The organism is Actinophytocola glycyrrhizae (genome assembly GCF_042653545.1).
Classification (GTDB): domain Bacteria; phylum Actinomycetota; class Actinomycetes; order Mycobacteriales; family Pseudonocardiaceae; genus Actinophytocola; species Actinophytocola glycyrrhizae.
The window spans coordinates 634,802-652,427 of the sequence record NZ_JBHSIS010000003.1 but is presented as its reverse complement, the minus strand read 5'-3'; the positions used below and the strand labels follow the sequence as shown (position 1 = coordinate 652,427).

Annotated in this window: 19 protein-coding genes; 11 read left to right on the top strand and 8 right to left on the bottom strand. The window is 71.1% G+C overall.

Features of this window, described 5'->3' with window-relative positions:
* Positions 1–35 precede the first annotated feature (35 nt).
* The 3 genes from ACFPCV_RS09195 to ACFPCV_RS09185 are packed head-to-tail and all read left to right on the top strand — an operon-like array spanning position 36 to position 2,873.
* Positions 36–875 (top strand): enoyl-CoA hydratase, encoded by an 840-nt coding sequence (locus tag ACFPCV_RS09195; RefSeq protein WP_378055617.1) that lies wholly within the window; start codon positions 36–38, stop codon positions 873–875.
* Positions 865–1,995 (top strand): acyl-CoA dehydrogenase family protein, encoded by a 1,131-nt coding sequence (locus tag ACFPCV_RS09190; RefSeq protein ID WP_378055616.1) that lies wholly within the window; start codon positions 865–867, stop codon positions 1,993–1,995. Before ACFPCV_RS09195 ends, ACFPCV_RS09190 begins: the two co-directional genes overlap by 11 nt.
* Positions 1,992–2,873, top strand: coding sequence for an acyl-CoA dehydrogenase family protein (locus ACFPCV_RS09185; RefSeq protein ID WP_378055615.1), 882 nt, complete (start codon positions 1,992–1,994; stop codon positions 2,871–2,873). Before ACFPCV_RS09190 ends, ACFPCV_RS09185 begins: the two co-directional genes overlap by 4 nt.
* Here ACFPCV_RS09185 and ACFPCV_RS09180 read toward each other — a convergent pair.
* A complete protein-coding gene (locus tag ACFPCV_RS09180; protein WP_378055614.1) occupies positions 2,851–4,386 on the bottom strand; it encodes a serine/threonine-protein kinase in 1,536 nt (511 codons plus the stop codon). The genes ACFPCV_RS09185 and ACFPCV_RS09180 overlap by 23 nt on opposite strands.
* 113 nt (positions 4,387–4,499) lie before the next feature.
* On the opposite strand from ACFPCV_RS09180, the gene ACFPCV_RS09175 reads away from it, so the two are divergent.
* Positions 4,500–5,441, top strand: coding sequence for an acyl-CoA dehydrogenase family protein (locus tag ACFPCV_RS09175; protein ID WP_378055613.1), 942 nt, complete (start codon positions 4,500–4,502; stop codon positions 5,439–5,441).
* On the opposite strand, the gene ACFPCV_RS09170 is transcribed toward ACFPCV_RS09175, so the two are convergent.
* The gene (locus tag ACFPCV_RS09170) at positions 5,412–5,756 is read right to left on the bottom strand and encodes an MmcQ/YjbR family DNA-binding protein (RefSeq protein ID WP_378055612.1); all 345 of its coding nucleotides are present in this window, start codon (positions 5,754–5,756) and stop codon (positions 5,412–5,414) included. The genes ACFPCV_RS09175 and ACFPCV_RS09170 overlap by 30 nt on opposite strands.
* A 55-nt stretch (positions 5,757–5,811) precedes the next feature.
* Between ACFPCV_RS09170 and ACFPCV_RS09165 the strand changes: the two genes are divergently transcribed.
* Entirely contained in the window at positions 5,812–6,348 is a 537-nt protein-coding gene (locus ACFPCV_RS09165) for a SigE family RNA polymerase sigma factor (RefSeq protein WP_378055611.1), read from the top strand.
* Positions 6,345–7,094 (top strand): hypothetical protein, encoded by a 750-nt coding sequence (locus ACFPCV_RS09160; protein WP_378055610.1) that lies wholly within the window; start codon positions 6,345–6,347, stop codon positions 7,092–7,094. The genes ACFPCV_RS09165 and ACFPCV_RS09160 overlap by 4 nt, the downstream gene beginning before the upstream one ends.
* On the opposite strand, the gene ACFPCV_RS09155 is transcribed toward ACFPCV_RS09160, so the two are convergent.
* The 5 genes from ACFPCV_RS09155 to hsaA all read right to left on the bottom strand — a co-directional run bounded on the left by ACFPCV_RS09155 (position 7,084) and on the right by hsaA (position 11,478).
* Complete coding sequence (locus tag ACFPCV_RS09155; RefSeq protein ID WP_378055609.1) at positions 7,084–7,950, bottom strand: alpha/beta fold hydrolase; 867 nt, start codon at positions 7,948–7,950, stop codon at positions 7,084–7,086. The two genes, ACFPCV_RS09160 and ACFPCV_RS09155, sit on opposite strands and share 11 nt — an antisense overlap.
* Positions 7,951–7,959: 9 nt before the next feature.
* Entirely contained in the window at positions 7,960–8,523 is a 564-nt protein-coding gene (hsaB, locus tag ACFPCV_RS09150; protein ID WP_378055749.1) for a 3-hydroxy-9,10-secoandrosta-1,3,5(10)-triene-9,17-dione monooxygenase reductase subunit, read from the bottom strand.
* A gap of 71 nt (positions 8,524–8,594) precedes the next feature.
* The gene (gene hsaC, locus ACFPCV_RS09145) at positions 8,595–9,497 is read right to left on the bottom strand and encodes an iron-dependent extradiol dioxygenase HsaC (protein ID WP_378055608.1); all 903 of its coding nucleotides are present in this window, start codon (positions 9,495–9,497) and stop codon (positions 8,595–8,597) included.
* Positions 9,497–10,324, bottom strand: a complete 828-nt coding sequence (hsaD, locus tag ACFPCV_RS09140) for a 4,5:9,10-diseco-3-hydroxy-5,9,17-trioxoandrosta-1(10),2-diene-4-oate hydrolase (RefSeq protein ID WP_378055607.1) — start codon at positions 10,322–10,324, stop codon at positions 9,497–9,499. Before hsaD ends, hsaC begins: the two co-directional genes overlap by 1 nt.
* Positions 10,315–11,478 (bottom strand): 3-hydroxy-9,10-secoandrosta-1,3,5(10)-triene-9,17-dione monooxygenase oxygenase subunit, encoded by a 1,164-nt coding sequence (hsaA, locus tag ACFPCV_RS09135; RefSeq protein ID WP_378055606.1) that lies wholly within the window; start codon positions 11,476–11,478, stop codon positions 10,315–10,317. Before hsaA ends, hsaD begins: the two co-directional genes overlap by 10 nt.
* Before the next feature lie 155 nt (positions 11,479–11,633).
* On the opposite strand from hsaA, the gene ACFPCV_RS09130 reads away from it, so the two are divergent.
* Positions 11,634–11,978: a hypothetical protein gene (locus ACFPCV_RS09130; RefSeq protein WP_378055605.1), complete on the top strand. Its 345-nt coding sequence runs from the start codon at positions 11,634–11,636 to the stop codon at positions 11,976–11,978.
* Here the strand turns inward: ACFPCV_RS09130 and ACFPCV_RS09125 are convergent.
* Complete coding sequence (locus ACFPCV_RS09125; protein WP_378055604.1) at positions 11,975–13,525, bottom strand: FAD-binding protein; 1,551 nt, start codon at positions 13,523–13,525, stop codon at positions 11,975–11,977. The genes ACFPCV_RS09130 and ACFPCV_RS09125 overlap by 4 nt on opposite strands.
* Between ACFPCV_RS09125 and kstD the strand changes: the two genes are divergently transcribed.
* Genes kstD through ACFPCV_RS09105 form a run of 4 tightly spaced genes read left to right on the top strand, consistent with a single transcriptional unit; the run spans position 13,524 to position 17,626 of the window.
* Complete coding sequence (gene kstD, locus ACFPCV_RS09120) at positions 13,524–15,182, top strand: 3-oxosteroid 1-dehydrogenase (protein WP_378055603.1); 1,659 nt, start codon at positions 13,524–13,526, stop codon at positions 15,180–15,182. The genes ACFPCV_RS09125 and kstD overlap by 2 nt on opposite strands.
* Entirely contained in the window at positions 15,179–16,312 is a 1,134-nt protein-coding gene (locus ACFPCV_RS09115; RefSeq protein WP_378055602.1) for a Rieske 2Fe-2S domain-containing protein, read from the top strand. The genes kstD and ACFPCV_RS09115 overlap by 4 nt, the downstream gene beginning before the upstream one ends.
* Positions 16,309–16,629 carry a hypothetical protein gene (locus tag ACFPCV_RS09110; protein ID WP_378055601.1) on the top strand — a complete coding sequence of 107 codons (321 nt, stop codon included), beginning with the start codon at positions 16,309–16,311 and terminating at the stop codon, positions 16,627–16,629. Before ACFPCV_RS09115 ends, ACFPCV_RS09110 begins: the two co-directional genes overlap by 4 nt.
* Complete coding sequence (locus ACFPCV_RS09105) at positions 16,622–17,626, top strand: 2Fe-2S iron-sulfur cluster-binding protein (protein WP_378055600.1); 1,005 nt, start codon at positions 16,622–16,624, stop codon at positions 17,624–17,626. The genes ACFPCV_RS09110 and ACFPCV_RS09105 overlap by 8 nt, the downstream gene beginning before the upstream one ends.

Below are 17,626 nucleotides of genomic sequence, written 5' to 3'. Positions count from 1 at the left end.
TAGCCTACCAAGCAATTGCTTTGGTAGGAGGCAGCGTGACCGACGTAGTCCGTTACGAGGTCGCCGGGCCCGTGGCGACCGTGACCATGAACCGCCCCGAGTACCGCAACGCCCAGAACTCCGCGATGACCTACGCGCTCGACGCCGCGTTCACCCGAGCCGTCGACGACGACGAGGTCAAGGTCATCGTGCTGGCCGGCGAGGGCAGGCACTTCTCGGCAGGCCACGACATCGGCACGCCGGGCCGCGACGTGGACACCACCTTCGACCGCAGGGCCGTCATGTGGTGGGACCACGTCGGCAAGCCGGGCGGCGACGGGCGCTACGCCCGCGAGATGGAGGTCTACCTGGGGATGTGCCGCCGCTGGCGGGAGATCCCCAAGCCGACGATCGCGATGGTGCACGGCGCGTGCATCGCGGGCGGGCTGATGCTCGCGTGGGTGTGCGACCTGATCGTCGCGGCCGACGACGCGTTCTTCTCCGACCCGGTGGTGCGCATGGGCATCCCGGGCGTGGAGTACTTCGCGCACCCGTGGGTCCTCGGGCCGCGGGCCGCCAAGGAGTTCCTGTTCACCGGCGACCGGTTCGGCGCGGCGCGCGCCTACGAGCTGGGCATGGTCAACAAGGTCGTGCCGCGCGACGAGTTGCGCAAAGAGACCGAAGCGGTCGCGGCGCGGATCGCCGCCATGCCGCGCTTCGGGCTCGCGCTCGCGAAGCGCGCGGTGAACCAGGCAGAGGACCAGATGGGCCTGCGGGCCGGCATGGACTCGGTGTTCGGCCTGCACCACTTCGCGCACGCCCACAACGCCGAGACGTCCACGGACTCGCTCGGCGGCCTGGACGCCCGGTCGATGAGGAACGCCAGTGGATCTTGACCTGGACGCGCGGACCCTCGCCTTCCGCGACGAGGTGCGGGACTGGCTCGCCGCGCACGTGCCACGCGAGCCGCTGCCACCCATGGACTCCGAGGAGGGTTTTCCCCTGCACCGGGCATGGGAACGCACGCTCGCCGACGCGCGCCTGTCCGCCGTGACCTGGCCGCACGAGTACGGCGGCCGCGACGCGTCGCTGCTGGAGTGGCTGGTTTTCGAGGACGAGTACTACGCCGCGGGCGCACCGGCGCGGGTCAGCGCCAACGGCATCGCGCTGCTCGCGTCGACCCTGTTCGCGTTCGGCACCGACGCGCAGCGCGACCGGATCCTGCCGCGCATGGCCCGCGCGGACGACATCTGGGCGCAGGCATGGTCGGAGCCGGAGGCGGGCAGCGACCTGGCCGCGGTCCGCGGCAGGGCGAAGAAGACCGACGGCGGCTGGCTGCTCAGCGGCCAGAAGACGTGGAGTTCCAGGGCGGGCCACGCCGACCGCGCGTTCGGCCTGTTCCGCAGCGACCCCGACGCGCAGCGGCATCACGGGCTCACGTACTTCATGTTCGATCTCCGGGCCGACGGGGTGACCGTCCGGCCGATCGAGCAGCTCGACGGGGTCCCGGGCTTCGCGGAGATCTTCCTCGACGACGTGTTCGTCCCGGACGGCGACGTGCTCGGCAACCCGGGCGACGGCTGGCGGGTCGCGATGACCACCGCGGGCAACGAACGCGGCCTGACACTGCGCAGCCCCGGCCGGTTCACGGCGGCCGCCGAGCGGCTCGTCGACCTGTGGCACGCGAACCCCGACCCGAGGGTGGCCGACCGGGTGACCGACGCGTGGATCGGCGCGCGGGCCTACCGGCTGTACACGCTCGGCACGATCAGCGTCCTCGAAGAGGGCGGCGCACTCGGGGCCGAGTCGAGCGTCAACAAGCTGTTCTGGTCCGAGCTGGACGTGGCGCTGCACGAGACCGCGCTCGACCTGCTCGGCGCGGACGGCGAGCTGGCGGGGCCGTGGCAGTCGGGGCACCTGTTCGCCCTGTCCGGCCCGATCTACGCCGGTACCAACGAGATCCAGCGCAACGTCGTCGCCGAGCGGGTGCTCGGCCTGCCGAGGGGGGCCAGGTGAGGTTCGCGCTGAGCACCGAGCAGAAGGAGCTGGCCGCGACGGTGCACGCGCTGCTGTCCGCCGCGGAGGTGCCCTCGGTCAACCAGGCGTGGCGCACCGGCGACCACGGCCCCGGCCTCGACCTGCTGCGCAGGCTCGCCAAGATCGGCGTGACCGAGCTGGCGGAGTTCCCGGTCGAGCTGGTCGTGGTGTTCGAGGAGCTGGGCAGGCACGCGGTGCCGGGCCCGCTGGTCGAGTCCTACGCCGTCGCCCCGGCCCTCGGCATCGCCGACGAGCTCGCGACCGTCGCCCTGCCGCCGCACGTGCCCTACGCACTGGACGCGGACGTCGCCACCCCGTACGTCGTCGACGGCGACGCGGTCTGCCGGGCGCAGACCGGTGCCCTGCTCACCTCGGTCGACCCGGCGCGGCGGCTGTTCGAGGTGCGGCCGGGCGAGTGGGTCGGCACCGCGCCTGCGGACGTGCTCGACGCCGGTGTGCTCTGCCAGGCGGCCCAGCTCGTCGGCCTCGGCCGGGGGCTGCTCGACCTGGCGAGCGAGTACGTGACGAGGCGGCGGCAGTTCGACCGTCCCGTGGGCGAGTTCCAGGCGGTCAAGCACCACCTCGCGAACGTGCTGGTGGCGCTGGAGTTCGCGCGCCCGCTCGTGCACGCGGCCGCGGTCACCGGCGAGTCCCGCGACGTCTCGGCCGCGCGGGTCGCCGCCGCCGACGCCGCCCAGCTCGCCGCGCGGGCCGCGCTGCAGGTGCACGGTGCGATCGGCTACACCCGCGAGCACGCCATGTCGTGGGCGCTGCTGAAGGCCCACGCACTGCGCTCGGCATGGGGCACGCAAACCTGGCACCGGCGCCGCGTGCTCACTTCGCTTCGGAGTCGATGAGCAGCTGGCCGTTGAGCCTGGTCACCCGGACCGTCCTCGGCTCGGTGGTCGAGCCGGCCTCGGTGGTGTAGGTGACGTTCACGGGCACGTTCACCGAGCCGTCGGCGTTGGGGGTCACGCCGTTCGCATCGGCGGCGGAGACGCTTCTGAACCGCGACCAGTACTCGTTGAACGCTTCCTGGCTGCCGAACAGCGCCTGCGCGTGCGGCGACAGCATCGCCCAGCGCCCGGCCGCGTTCTGGACGTCGGCGAAGTAGGCGATCACGCGCAGGCCCGCGTCGGTGTAGCCGATGGGCCCGCCGGGGTCGGCGGGCATCGGGCCGGGATCGGGCAGCCCGGTGGCCGAGTCGTCCGGCGGCTCGCTCGACTCACTCGAGCCGGGGGCCGACTGGCTGGTGCCGCCACCGTTCTGCCCGGTGCCGCCCGCCTGGCGGGTGCCGCCCGGCTCGTCGCCGCTGTTCAGCATGAGCACCGTGAACAGCGTTCCTGCCAGCACGATCAGGGCGACCGCGCCCACGATCACCAGGTTCTTCCGCGACGGCCCGGCCTGCGCCGCCTGCGCCGCCGGCTTCTGGAACGCGGCGGTCGGCTGCGCGGGCACGGTCGGCCGCGGCGGGGTGGGGTTCACCGGGATCACCGGCCGGGGCGGGGTCCTCGGCCCGGTGCGGGCGGACAGGACGGGCACCGGCTCCGTGGTCATGCCCGCGAGTGCGGCAGCCACCTCCTCCATGCTCGGCCGCTCGCCCGGGTCGACCCGCATGAGGCTCATCAGCGTCGGCGCCAGCGGGCCCGCGTTGCGCGGCGGCGGCACGTTGCCGGACGCGACCGCGTGCAGCAGCGCGAGCGGGTTGGTGTTGGTGCCGAACGGCGGGCGGCCCTCGATCGCGTGGTAGAGCGTCGAGCCGAGGGAGAACACGTCGGAGGCGCGGGACGACTCGTCGCCGCGGGCGATCTCCGGCGCGAGGTAGGCCGGGGTACCCGCCAGCATGCCGGTCTGGGTGGTGACCGTGCCGTCGTCGAGTGCGCGGGAGATGCCGAAGTCGGTGATCTTCACCGTGCCGTTCTCGGCGAGCAGGATGTTGCCCGGCTTGATGTCGCGGTGCGCGATGCCGACGGCGTGCGCGGCGGCGATGGCCTCCGCGACCTGCGCGCCGATCTCCGCTGCCTCGTTGGGTGAGAGGGTGCCGCGTTCCTCGATCACCGCGGACAGGCTCTTGGACGGCAGGAACTCCATGACCAGGATCGGGTCGCCCTCGTGTTCGGCCACGTCGAACAGGGCGATCGCGTTGCGGTGCTGGAGGCGGGCCGCGATCCGGGCCTCGCGCATGGCGCGCCTGCGGGTCTCCTCCGTCATCGACTCGGAGAGCGCGTAGCGGACGACCAGCCGCTTGATCGCGACCGTGCGACCGAGCCGTTCGTCCTGCGCCTTCCACACGACGCCCATGGCTCCACTGCCGACCTGTTCGATCAGTCGGTAGCGCCCGGCGACCAGTGCACCCTTCTCGATGACCAACGACTCCTCGTGTGGATTCGGACCAGGCCCCCGACCTGAGCCCTGAGGATATCGAATCCACCTGATCGAGCTACCTCCTAGGCAACCAAGCAACTGTTTGGTTGAATTGCCGGGTGACTTCCGAGCAGGACGAACTGCGCGGCACCCTCCGCAGGCTGCTCACCCGCGAGTCGGACACCAGGGCGGCGATGACGTCGTCGCCCGGCCACGACGAGAAGCTGTGGGCCCGGCTGACCGCCCTCGGGCTGACCGCGCTGGCGGCCCCGTCGACCTGCGGCGCCACGTTCCTCGAGACCGGCGTGGTGCTCTCGGAGCTGGGCCGGTTTCTCACGCCGGGACCGTTCCTCGGCTCGGTGGTGGCGGCCGCGGCGGTCGAGTCGGCGGGCTCGGACGAGCTGCTGGCGGAGATCGCCGACGGTGCGACCGTGACGCCCGTCTGGGGCCCGTACGCACTGAACGCCCAGGTCGCGGACGTTTTCCTGCTGCCACGGGCCGACGGACTGTATGCCTTGTCACGTTCGGAGGTGACGGTCACCCCGGTGGGCGGCATGGACCCGACCCGCAGGCTGGCGACCGTGTCCCCGGTCGGCACCGGCCGGTTCCTCGGTGTGCCGGACCTGGCCCGCGTGCGGGACGTCGCCGCCGCGGCGCTGTGCGCGGAGTCGGCCGGCGCCGCGGCCCGCTGCCTTGAACTGACCGTCGACCACACGAAGCAGCGCACCCAGTTCGGCCGCCCGATCGGGTCGTTCCAGGCGCTGAAACACCGGATGGCCGACCTGCACGTGCTGGTGGAGACGGCCGAGTCGGCGGCACTCGCGGCGGCGACGGCCGTGGTGACCGGCGAGGACCTCGCACACACCGCCGCGACCGCACAGGTGTGGTGCACCGAGGCGTTCTCCCAGGTCGCGGCCGAGATGATCCAGCTGCACGGCGGCATCGCGATCACCTGGGAACACGACGCGCACCTGTACTTCAAACGGGCGCACGGCAACACGCACCTGTTCGGCTCACCCCGCGAGCACGTGTCACGCCTCGGCGTCGAACTGGGCCACTAGCCGCGCGGGCGCGCGGAGCCGCCAGGAGTCGGTGAGCAGCTCCCGCACTTCCTCCGCGTCGACCGCGGCCAACCGGACCAGCACCGTCGGGTGCCCGTCGTAGTGCGGGGTGGTGAAGAACTTCCCCGGCTCCGCGGCGAGCAGCCCGCGCTTCTCGCCCTCACCGGCCACCCACACCAGCAGCATGTCCCTTTCCTCACGGATCCGCGCGAAAAGCTTGTCCCGCACCCGGAACCCGGGCGTACCGTAGGACGGCTTCTCGGTGGTCCCTGGCAGCGACAAAGCGATTCCGCGCACGTCGTTCTCGGACACCATGTGCCCAGTCTGCTCGCGCGTGCAACCGCTCGCGCCCGCGTCGTGTGTGAGGGGTATGAGCCCGCGCGACAGAAGCGACGACGAGCGCTTCCACGTGTTCGCGACCCGGTCCACGGCGTCGCTGACACGTCTGGCCTACCTGCTCTGCGGCGACCAGCACCTCGCGCACGACCTCGTGCAGACCTGCCTGATCAGGCTGTACCAGGCGTGGCCGAAGGTGCGGGACAAGGACGCCGCCGACGCGTACGCCAGGAAGGTGCTGCTGCGGTGCTGGCTGAACGAGCGGCGCCGGCCGTGGCGCCGCGCCGAGTCGCGGGACGGTCTCGTCCCCGACACGCCGGTGCCGGAGCGCGACCCCGCCGGGGTCGTGCACCAGAAGGAGGTCATCCGGGTCGCTCTCGCGAAGCTCCCGCCTCGCCAACGCGCCGCGGTGGTGCTCCGCTACTGGTCACAGCACACCGTGACCGAAACGGCCGCCATCCTGCGGTGCTCGGAAGGGAACGTGAAGAGCCAGTCCGCACGAGGGCTCGCCGCCCTGCGTGTGGCACTGGCCGGACTGGGCGCCGAGGCGCTCGAGGAGCTGAACTCATGACCGACGACATCACCCGCGGCCTGACACTGCTGGCCGACGAGGCGGAAGCCACGCCCATCGACACCCACGCCGTGATCGCGAGGGCGAAAGCACGAACCCGTAACCGGCGCGCCACCACGGCCACCGCGTTCGCCGTCACCGCCATCGGCGCGCTGGCGATCGGACTGACCAGCGGCACCGGTCAGCCGGTCCAGGTGGGTGCCCCGCCCGCCGACCGTGCCGAACGGCTGAACCAGCAGCTGGCCGACGTCAGGGCCGACGCGGTACCCGAGGACTGGCGCCTGCTTCCCGCCGACGTGCACAACCCGCTGGGGGGCGATCTCGCGGGAGACGAGCCGCTCACGTTCGAGTGCGGGGAGCGGGATCCGTCCCTGGACAGGCAGGTCTGCCAGGCGATCGGGCAGTTCGACGACGGAGGGACCCGGGTAGGCGTCGCCATCCAGGTGCTTTCCGGCGGCGGCACCATGGTCAGCGTTCCCTCCGACGACCGGACGATCAGCAGAATCCTGCCGGACAGGACCCGGTTCGGCACCCACACCGCGCCAGGGATAAGGATGATGGGTGCGGAGCCGATCCCCTACTACGACCCCGCCTTCGCCGAGGAGGGCGTGGCCAGCCAGCTGATGTCCGCGTTCCGGCCCGGCGGCACCTCCGTGATCCTCAACGTCATCTGGGTCGGGGACCCCTCCGCACCACCGTTCACCGAGGAGCAGTTGCAGCGGCTGGCGACCGCGTTCACCTACTGAGCCAGTCGAGGACCCGTTCCGCGACCGTGTCCGGTTGTTCGAGGTGGAGGAAGTGCCCGACCCTGGGCAGGACCTCCACCTCGGATCCCGGCGCGAGCCCGTCGTGGGGTCCGGCGAAGTGGCGCGGGTCGAGGCAGCCGTCGTCCCCGCCACCCAGCACCAGCAACGGTTTCGACGCCACCGCCTCGGTGCGGCCGCCGCGGTCGACGAGTGCCGGGTCGAACCGGCTCGGGTCGAAGTTCGCGCGGTAGATCTTCAGCACGTTGTCGAGGTACTTCTCGTCGCCGTACATCGCGTGGATCCGCGCCTTGTGCTCGGCGTCGAGCACAAGGCGCGGCGACCACGTCGCCCACAGGTAGTCGACGAGCCTGCGATCGGTGTTGAGCACCGCCTCCGCGACCCCGTCGACGGCGAACAGGAACATGTGGAACAGGCGCTGCAACTGCGCGGGGTCCTCGAACACCTTCGCCAGCGCCGCGGGTGGCGGAACGGCGAGCGTGACACCGCGGTTCAGCCGGTCGGGCCATGCCGCGGCGACCCGGCCCACCATGCCGGCGCCGATGTCGTGGCCGATCATGTCGACCGGCTCGCCGAGCGCCTGCGCGACCGCGGCCGCGTCGGCGGCGAGCGTGATGCTGTCCGAGTAGTGCAGGGCGTCGACGGTCGCCGGGTGGAACCCGCGCAGGAACGGCATGACCACGCGCCTGCCGTACGTCACGAGGTGCCGTGCGAGCGGCGCGAAGGTCATGGGGTGGTCGGGAAAGCCGTGCCAGCACACGACGACCGGCCCGTCACCGGCCGTGAGCGCGGGAAAGTCCAACCGGTCGGTCCTGATGACGATCTCCTGGATCCGCACGCGTCGAGATTAGATCCAGTCGTCGTGCCGGGACCAGGTGATGAGGTTGTCGAGGATGCCCGGCGTCGGCTCGGCGGGCTGGGTGACGGTGTACGCGCCGCGGTGGAACAGCAGCGGGCGCTCGTCACGCTGGTCACCGAGCGTGGTGACCCGGCCGACGACGATGTGGTGGTCGCCGCCGTCGTGCACGCTCTCCACCACGCAGTCGAGCCAGGTCAGGACCCCTGCGAGGATCGGAGCGCCGGACGGGGCCGGTGCCCACGGCACGCACGAGAACTTGTCGGTGCCCGCTTTCCCGAACGTGGCGGACACGTCCTGTTGCGAGTGCGCGAGCACGTTCACGCAGAAGTGGCCGTACGACTGGATGTGCGGCCACGTGCGTGAGGTTCGCCCAGGGCAGAACAGCACGAGCGGCGGATCGAGCGACAGCGCCGCGAACGACTGGCACGCGAACCCGACCGGCTCGGCGTCCCGCATGGCGGTCACGACGGTGACGCCGGTGCAGAAGTTGCCCAGCGCCTTGCGGAACCGCGCGGGAACCTCCGGGGAGCGATCCCCCAGGCCCCCGGTGATTTCCGGGGAGCGATCCCCCAGACCCCCGGTGATTTCTGGGGAGCGATCCCCCAGACCCCCGGTCCGGGCGCTCATCCCCGCGCGCCGATCGAGAAGTCGTGGCCCCACAACGAGACCGCGGTGCTCTCCCGCGCGATCCACGCCTCGTCGTCGACCTGGCGGCCCTCGCAGCCGAACTCGACGTCGAACCCGCCGGGTGTCCTCATGTAGAACGACAGCATCAGGTCGTTGACGTGCCTGCCCAACGTCGCCGACATGGGCACCTCGCGGCGCAGCGCGCGGTCGTGGCACAGGCCGACGTCGTCGGTGTTCTCGACCTCGACCATCAGGTGCACGATCCCCGACGGGGTGGGCATCGGCAGGAACGCGAGGCTGTGGTGGCGCGGGTTGCAGCCGAAGAACCGCAGCCACGCCGGTTCGCCGCCCTCCGGCCTGCCGACGAGCTGCGGTGGCAGGCGCATCGAGTCGCGGAGCCGGAAACCCAGTACGTCACGGTAGAAGTGCAGTGCCTCCGCGTCGTCCTGTGTGGACAGCACGACGTGACCGAGGCCCTGTTCGCCGGTGACGAACCGGTGCCCGTATGGGCTGACGACCCGCCGGTGCTCCAGTGCCGCGCCGTGGAACACCTCGAGTGTGTTGCCGGACGGGTCCTCGAACGTGATCAGCTGGTCGACCCGCCGGTCCTTCCTCTCCTCCCGCGTGCCTTCCTTGTACGCCACCCCCGCGGCCTCCAGCCTGCCGCAGACCTCGCCCAGCTCGGCGACGTTCGCGACCTCCCAGCCGGACGCCGACAGCCGGTCTGCCTCGCCGGGCAGGATGACGAGGCGGGCGGGGAAGTCGTCCATGCGCAGGTAGAGCGCGTCGTCGCGGGTGCCCCTGCCCTCGACCATGCCGAGGACCTTGAGCCCGAACACCCGCCACGCCTCGATGTCGGTTGCCTCGACGCGCAGGTAGGCAAGGGACCGGATACCCATCACTCGCTCCCGATGAAGTCCATGGCGATGCGGTTGAACTCGGCGAACTTCTCCAGCTGCGCCCAGTGTCCACATCGGCCGAACACGTGCAGCTGCGCGCGCGGGATCAGCTTGAGGGCGGTCAGCGCGCCGTCCAGCGGGTTGACCCGGTCCTCGCGTCCCCACACCAGCAGCACCCGCTGCCGCAGCCGGTGCGCCTCCCGCCAGAGCATGCCCTCCTCGGGGTCGGCCGCGAACGACGCGCCCATGGAGGCCATGGCCCGCAACGAGTCCGGGTCGCTCGCGACCGCGTACCGCTCGTCGACGAGGTCGTCGGTGACGAGCGACGCGTCGTACACCAGCGTGCGCAGGAAGTCGGCGAGCTTCTCCTTCGACGGCCCCGGCGGCGCGGCGAACCGGTAGAGCTTCCTGATGCCCTCGGTCGGGTCCGGCGCGAACACGTTGAGCCCCAGCCCGCCCGGCGCCATCAGCACGAGCCGCCCAGCGCGGTCGGGGTGGCGCAACGCGAACCGGACCGCGGTGCCGCCGCCGAGCGAGTTCCCCACGAAGTGGGCCTTCTGGACACCCAGCTCGTCGAGGAACTTCAGCAGCGCGTCGGCGGAGAACGTGAAGTACTGGCTCGTGATCTCGGGTTTGTCCGACGCCCCGAACCCCGGCTGGTCCACGACGATCGTGCGGTAGCGCCGCGCGAACACGGGCAGGTTGCGCCCGAAGTTGCTCCAGCCGGACGCGCCGGGCCCACCGCCGTGGAGCATGACGACGATCTCGCCTTCGCCCGCCTCGTAGTAGTGAAGGCCAGCGCGAGTGTCCTCTGTGATCAGATCCACGCGTCCTGCACCTTCAGCCCGAGCTGCTCCTGCCCGTACATGACGAGAGCCTTCTCCGGATCGTTGATGGCGTGCACCCGCCCCGCGTGCGCGTCCCGCCAGAACCGCTGGATCGGCGTGCCGACCTTCAGCGCCCGCCCGCCCGCGCTCTCGAAGAGCCGGTCCACGGCGGTGATCGCGGCGCTGGTGGCGTTGACCTGGTCCCGCCGCGTCCGCACGCGAAGCGGGAAGGGGATCTTCTCGCCCGCGGTGGCGTAGCGCATCTCCTCGTCGATGTTCCGCTCGATCTGCAGCACGGCGGCGTCGATGTCGCTCGCGGCCCCGGCGATGCGGAGCTGGTTGAAGGAGTCCTCCGCGGCGCGCCCACCGGTGGAGGCCCGCACCCGCTCCCGCGTGTGGGTGACGTAGGCGTCGTACGCGCCGGTGGCCATCCCGACCACGGGCACGGCGATGGAACAGGAGAAGACGGACGCGAACGGCAGCCGGTACAGCGGCCCGGTGTTGACGGCCTGACCCGGCCCCCGGCACTTCCCGGTGTCCATGAAGCTCAACGTCCGGTACTCGGGCACGAACACCTTCTCGACGATGATGTCGTTGCTGCCGGTGCCCCGCAGCCCGATGGTGTCCCAGACGTCGTCGATGCGGTAGTCGGCGCGCGGGAGCAGGAACGTGCGGAAGTCGGTCGGCGTCCCGTCCTCGCCGAGCACGAGGCCGCCGAGGAAGACCCAGGTGGCGTGGTCACACCCGGACGAGAAGCTCCAGCGCCCGGTGAACTCGAACCCGCCCTCGGCCGGCGTCGCCCGCCCCATGGGCGCGTACGACGACGAGACGCGGGTGTCGTCGTCCTCGCCCCACACCTCCTGCTGGGCCCGGTCGTCGAAGAGGCCGAGCTGCCACGGGTGACACCCGAGCACGGCGGCCACCCACCCGGTGGACCCGCACGCGGACGCGACCATCCGCACGGCGCGGTAGAAGTCGTTGGGGTGCGCCTCGAACCCGCCGTGGCGGGCGGGTTGCAGCAGCTTGAAGAACCCGGCCTCCTGAAGGGCCTTGACCGACTCCTCGGAGATCCGGCGCGCGTCCTCGGTGTCCTGGGCCCGCTCCCGGAACACCGGAAGGAGCTCCCGCACGGCGTCAAGCACCTGTTCGCTCACGCCACCCAGACTAGAACACGTTCTCGTTTCTGTCGATCCTGACACCGCCTGTGGACAACTGTGACGAGCCTGTGGACAACCGTTTGGGTATCCGGTCCCGCCTGGTGCAGGCTTGCGCCGCACCACCTACTCTTCACAGGAAGGATCGATCGTTCGTGACCAAGCTCGAAGTCCGCGTCGCCAAGTTGGAGCGTGAGATGAACGAAGTCCGTCAGCTGGCCAGCGGAGCGCACGAGGATGTCGCCACTGTGCAGGCAACACTTCGCGCACACGTCAACACCCTGGAAGCCCTCCACGAGAACCAGCGCGAGATGCAGAAGGACATCACCGGACTCCGCAAGGACGTCGACGGTCTCCGTCAGGACGTCGACGGTCTCCGTCAGGACGTCGACACCGGCTTTGCCGAGATGCGAGAAGGCTTCACGAAGATCGGCCTCGGCATGGCCGAGATGACGGCCCTGCTGAACATCGCCATCGGAAAGGATCCCGCGACGGACTAGAGGTTCGCCGCGGCGTGACGGCCTGCCCGGCGGCCTGAGAACACGCAGTCCGCCAAGGACAGCCCGCTCACGTAGGAGTTCGAACAGAGCCCGACCGCGGTGCGGCCCGCGGCGTAGAGGCCCGGCACGTCCAGAACCTGCCCCGTCTTCTCGTCGACACGCAGCCCGCCAAGGGTGAGCACCGGGCACGGGTAGCCCAGCCGCGGTCCGTACGAGCAGTCGATCAACGCGTACGGCCCGGTCAACGGCGCCACCAGCTCAGCGGCCTTTCCGAACGCGTCCTCCCCCCGCCCGTACGCGGCCACCGTCGCCGCCAGCCCGGCGGGGTCGACGCCCGACCGGCGCGCCACCTCCTCCACCGATGGTCCGCGAACCAGCGCGACTCGCAGGAGGTAGTGCGCTGAAAGCCGTTGGAACCACAGGGTTTCCCGCCGGATCTGGCGCCTGGCGGCCCGCAGGATCGTCTCGTCGACCAGCAGCCACGCCTTGCCGCCGCGTTCCAGCACCAGCTTCGACCCGATCGCCGCGCCATACGACGACTCGTCGACAAAGCGAGAACCCGACTCGTCGACCAGCACCCCGCGCAGCAACGCCGAGGGCGGCGTCAGGAAACGCCATGCCGACACCGACGACATCCGATCGGCCACGCCGCCGACCGACTCGCCAAGGCGAATGCCACTTCCATCATCACCCTGCGTGCCCAGCGGCAGGCCGCCGCGGAACTCGGGGGCGTGCGCACGCAGCATCTCCCGGTTGTGCACGAACCCGCCCGCCGACAGCACCACCCCGCGGCGTGCCCGGATCCGGACCGTGCGTCCGCGCGCCGTCTCCAGAGCCGCGATCCGCCGGTGCAGAACCCGCGCGAAACCCGGGAAGTACAGGCCGGGCCTGGTGGCGTAGCGGTGCAGCACCGTGTGCCACCTCGACCGCAGCGTCCGGCACTCGACCCCCACCACCCGGCCGTCCTCCACCAGCAGCGACGTCGCCGTCGTCTGTGGCAGCACCCGCACGGCGGCCCGTGCCGCCGACGCGAGCGCCGCGAAGAACGCCCGGCCCGAGGTCCCCCGGCCGTGGGTCCGGTGCCCGCGTGGCGCGGGTGTCGCGGCGGACCGGTACGGCCACGCGTTCTCGCTGCCCGAGTAGTACAGGTAGTAGTCGTTCGGCGGGTAGGACGTCTTGAACGGGCACACCGACGGGTCGAACGGCACACCGGCGTCGGCCAGCCACTCGACCATCTCGGCACTGGTCGCGCAGAACTCCCGCAGCGTCTCCTCCGACACCACGTCGCCGGTCTCCTGCCGCAGGTAGGCGACCATGTCGTCGACCGTGTCGACCACCCCGGCCGCCTTCTGCACCGACGTGCCGCCGCCCGCGTAGACGATTCCGCCCGACATCGCCGTCGCGCCGCCGCCGGTGAACCGGTCGACGGCCAGCACGGAGGCACCCGACCGCGCGGCCTCCAGTGCGGCGCACGCACCCGCACCGCCGAACCCCACCACGACGACGTCGACGTCCCGGTCGGCCTGCTCGTCCCGCTCCAAGGGCATGGCAAAAACTATAACCTGTTCTAGTATGGGTGCCATGAACGAGTACGACGTGGTCGTCGTCGGCAGTGGAGCGGCCGGCATGACCGCCGCGCTGACCGCGGCGCACCACGGCCTGCGCACCGTGCTCATCGAGAAGGCGCCGCATTTCGGCGGTTCGACCGCGCGGTCCGGCGGCGGGGTGTGGATCCCCGGCAACGACGTGCTCCGCGCCGAGGGCGTGCCCGACACGCCGGAGCAGGCGCGCGCCTACCTCACCCACATCACGGGCGACTCCGTCGACGACGCCATGCGCACGGCGTTCCTGGAGCACGGCCCGGCGATGCTGCGGTTCGTGCTCGCCAACACGCCGCTGCGCATGCGCTGGGTCACCGGGTACGCCGACTACTACCCCGAGGCACCCGGCGGGCTGCCGATGGGCCGCTCGCTCGAACCGCGCCCGCTCGACGCGGCCGTGCTCGGCGACGAGCTGCCCCGGCTCGCGCAGCCCTACCTCAGGGCGCCCACCGGCATCGCGGTCACGCAGGCCGACTACCGGTGGATGAACCTCGTCGCACGGCACCCGCGCGGCATGCTCCGCACGGCCAGGGTCGCCGGTCGCCGCATGCTCTCCCTCGCTATGCGCAGACAGCTCCTCACGATGGGACAGGCACTTTCGGCCGGGCTGCGCGCCGGACTGTCCGACAAGGATGTTCCGGTGCTCCTGTCGACACCGCTCACCGGGCTGGTCGTCGAGAACGACCGCGTCGTCGGCGTCGAGACCGGGACCGGCCCGCTCCGCGCGGCCAGGGGTGTGCTGCTCGCGTCCGGCGGGTTCGAGCGCAACGAGCGGATGCGCAAGGAGTACCAGCAAGCCCCGATCGGTACCGAGTGGACGGTCGGGGCGGAGGAGAACACCGGCGACGGCATCGAGGCGGGCATGCGCCTCGGCGCCGCGGTCACGCTGATGGACGACGCGTGGTGGGGCCCGTCGATCATGCTGCCGCGCGGTCCGTACTTCTGCCTCGCGGAGCGCAGCCTGCCCGGCTGCGTCCTCGTCAACGAGCGGGGCGAGCGGTTCGTGAACGAGGCCGCGCCGTACGTGGACGCCGTGCACGCGATGTACGAGACCGGCAGCGTGCCCGCGTGGCTGATCGCCGACCAGACCTACCGCAACCGGTACATCTTCGCGGGACTCGGGCCACGCCAGCCCTTCCCCGGCCGGTGGTACAAGACGGGCACCGTGCGGCGCGCACCGACGCTGGCCGCGCTGGCGAAGGAGATCGAGGTGCCACCGGACGCCCTGCGCGACACCGTGTCCCGGTTCAACGGCTTCGCCGAGTCCGGTGTGGACAGCGATTTCCACCGCGGCGAAAGCGCCTACGACCGCTACTACGGCGACCCGCGCATTCGGCCGAACCCGAACCTCGCGCCGATCGCGAAGGGGCCGTTCTACGCGGTCCGGGTCGTGCCCGGCGACCTCGGCACGAAGGGCGGCCTGCGTACCGACACCTCGGCGCGGGTACTCCGGGAGGACGGCACGGTGATCGACGGCCTGTACGCGGCGGGCAACGCGAGCGCGCCGGTGATGGGACGCACGTACGCGGGACCGGGCGCGACGCTGGGCCCGGCGATGGTGTTCGGGTACCTGGCGGCACTCGACATGGGAGCGAAGCGATGACAACCGGAGCGACCAGTGGTTTCCGCACGATCGACGTCGGCGCGCCGAGGGAGCGGTTCGCCAGGGGGTGGCACTGCCTCGGGCTCGCGGAACCGTTCCGCGACGGCAAGCCGCACGCGATCGAGGCGTTCGGCACGAAGCTCGTCGTGTTCGCGACCGGGGAGGGCACCCTGAACGTGCTCGACGCGTACTGCAGGCACATGGGCGGTGACCTGTCGCAGGGCACGGTCAAGGGTGCGGCCATCGCGTGCCCGTTCCACGACTGGCGCTGGGCGGGCAACGGCAAGTGCGTGCAGATCCCCTACGCCAAAAGGATTCCGCTGCGTGCGCGGACCCGCTCGTGGCTGACGCTCGAACGCAACAAGCAGCTGTTCGTGTGGCACGACCCGGAGGGCAACCCGCCACCGGAGGACGTCGTGATCCCGGCGGCCCGCGGCGCGTCCGGTCCGGAGTGGAGCGAGTGGACCTGGGACACCGTGCGGATCGACGGCTCCAACTGCCGCGAGATCATCGACAACATGGTGGACATGGCCCACTTCTTCTACATCCACTTCGCGTTCCCGACGTACTTCAAGAACGTGTTCGACGGCCACGTCGCCACCCAGTACCTGAACTCGCGCGGCCGCCCGGACGTCTCGGCCGGGTCGTACTCGGCCGACGACGTGACGCTGAAGTCGGAGGCGTCGTACTACGGGCCGTCCTACATGATCAACGACCTCTGGCAGGACTACCACGGCACGACCATCGAGACCGTGCTGATCAACTGCCACTACCCGGTCAGCGCGGACGCGTTCGTGCTGCAGTGGGGGGTGAGCGTGAAGAAGCTGCCCGGCCTGCCCGAGGAGAAGGCGGACAAGGTGGCCGCGAAGCTCGCGAAGAGCTTCGGTGTCGGGTTCCTCCAGGACGTGGAGATCTGGCGGAACAAGACCCGCATCGACAACCCGCTGCTGTGCGAGGAGGACGGCCCGGTCTACCAGCTGCGGCGGTGGTACGAGCAGTTCTACGTCGACGTCGCGGACGTGACCGAGGAGATGACCCGGCGATTCGAGTTCGAGGTCGACACGACCCGCGCGAACGAGGTGTGGGAGCAGGAGGTCGCGGCGAACCTGGCGAAGCAGGAGGCGCGATGACGTCCTGGGCCGCTTCGTGGGCGAAGGCACCGCCGCACACCGACCCGATCGGCACGCTGGCCGACGAGCACGAGTTCCTGACCGCGGGCCTGACGCAGGTCGCGTGCGCGGCGTGCACGACGGAGGTGCTGGTGCGCAAGGCGAGCCGGAGGCAGACGAGCATCCAGTGGCGGTCCTCGCCCGCCGACTCGTGCCCGGAGTTCGCGGCGCGTGTCGCGGCCGGTGAGCTGTCCGCGCGGATCGACACGTGCCCGCGGTTGCGGGAGGCGATCGAGGAGGCGGTCGCGGCTGGTGCGCTGGCGGTGCCGGATGACTGAGTCCTTTCGCCTGCGGGTGCGGGAGGTGGTGCGTGAGACCGGGGACGCGTGCTCGCTGGTGTTCGACTCGCCGGGGTTGCGCTACCGGCCGGGACAGTTCCTGACACTGCGGATCCCCAGCGACCGCCGCGGCTCGGTGGCCAGGTGCTACTCGTTGTCCAGCTCACCGCACACCGACGAGTTCCCGCAGGTCACGGTCAAGCGGACGGCCGATGGCTACGGCTCGAACTGGCTCTGCGACTCGGTGGCGGCGGGCGACGAGCTGGAGTCGCTGGCGCCGGCGGGGATCTTCACCCCGTCGTCGCTGGACGGGGACCTGCTGCTGTTCGCGGCGGGCAGCGGCATCACCCCGGTGCTCTCGATCGTGAAGTCGGTGCTGGCCGTGGGCACCGGCCGGGTCGTGCTCGGGTACGCGAACCGGGACGAGCAGTCGGTGATCTTCGCGCGCGAGCTGGCGGCGCTGGCGGCGCGGCATCCCACGCGGCTGGTGGTGGTCCACTGGCTGGAGTCGGTGCAGGGCCTGCCCCGGCCGGCAGCCCTCGCCGAGCTGGCCAGGCCGTACGCGGCGCACGAGGCGTTCGTGTGCGGCCCGGCCCCGTTCATGACCGCGGCCCGCAACGCGCTGTCCACTCTGGACGTGCCGCGGACGCGGGTGCACGTCGAGCGGTTCGTCTCACTCGGTGCGAACCCGTTCGAGGAGGCGGCGCCGGTGACCAGCACCCGCACGGCGGCGGTGAAGGTCACCATCGACGGCACCGAACACCGGTTCGACTGGCCCGCCGAGACGAAGCTGCTCGACCTGCTTCTGGACCGCGGGGTGGACGCGCCGTACTCGTGCCGGGAGGGTGCGTGCAGCGCGTGTGCGTGTCGGTTGGTGTCGGGCGAGGTCAAAATGCTGAACAATGACGTTCTCGAGGACGAGGACCTCGCGGACGGCATCCGGCTGGCGTGCCAGTCCCTGCCGGTGACGGACGAGGTCGAGATCAGCTACGAATGA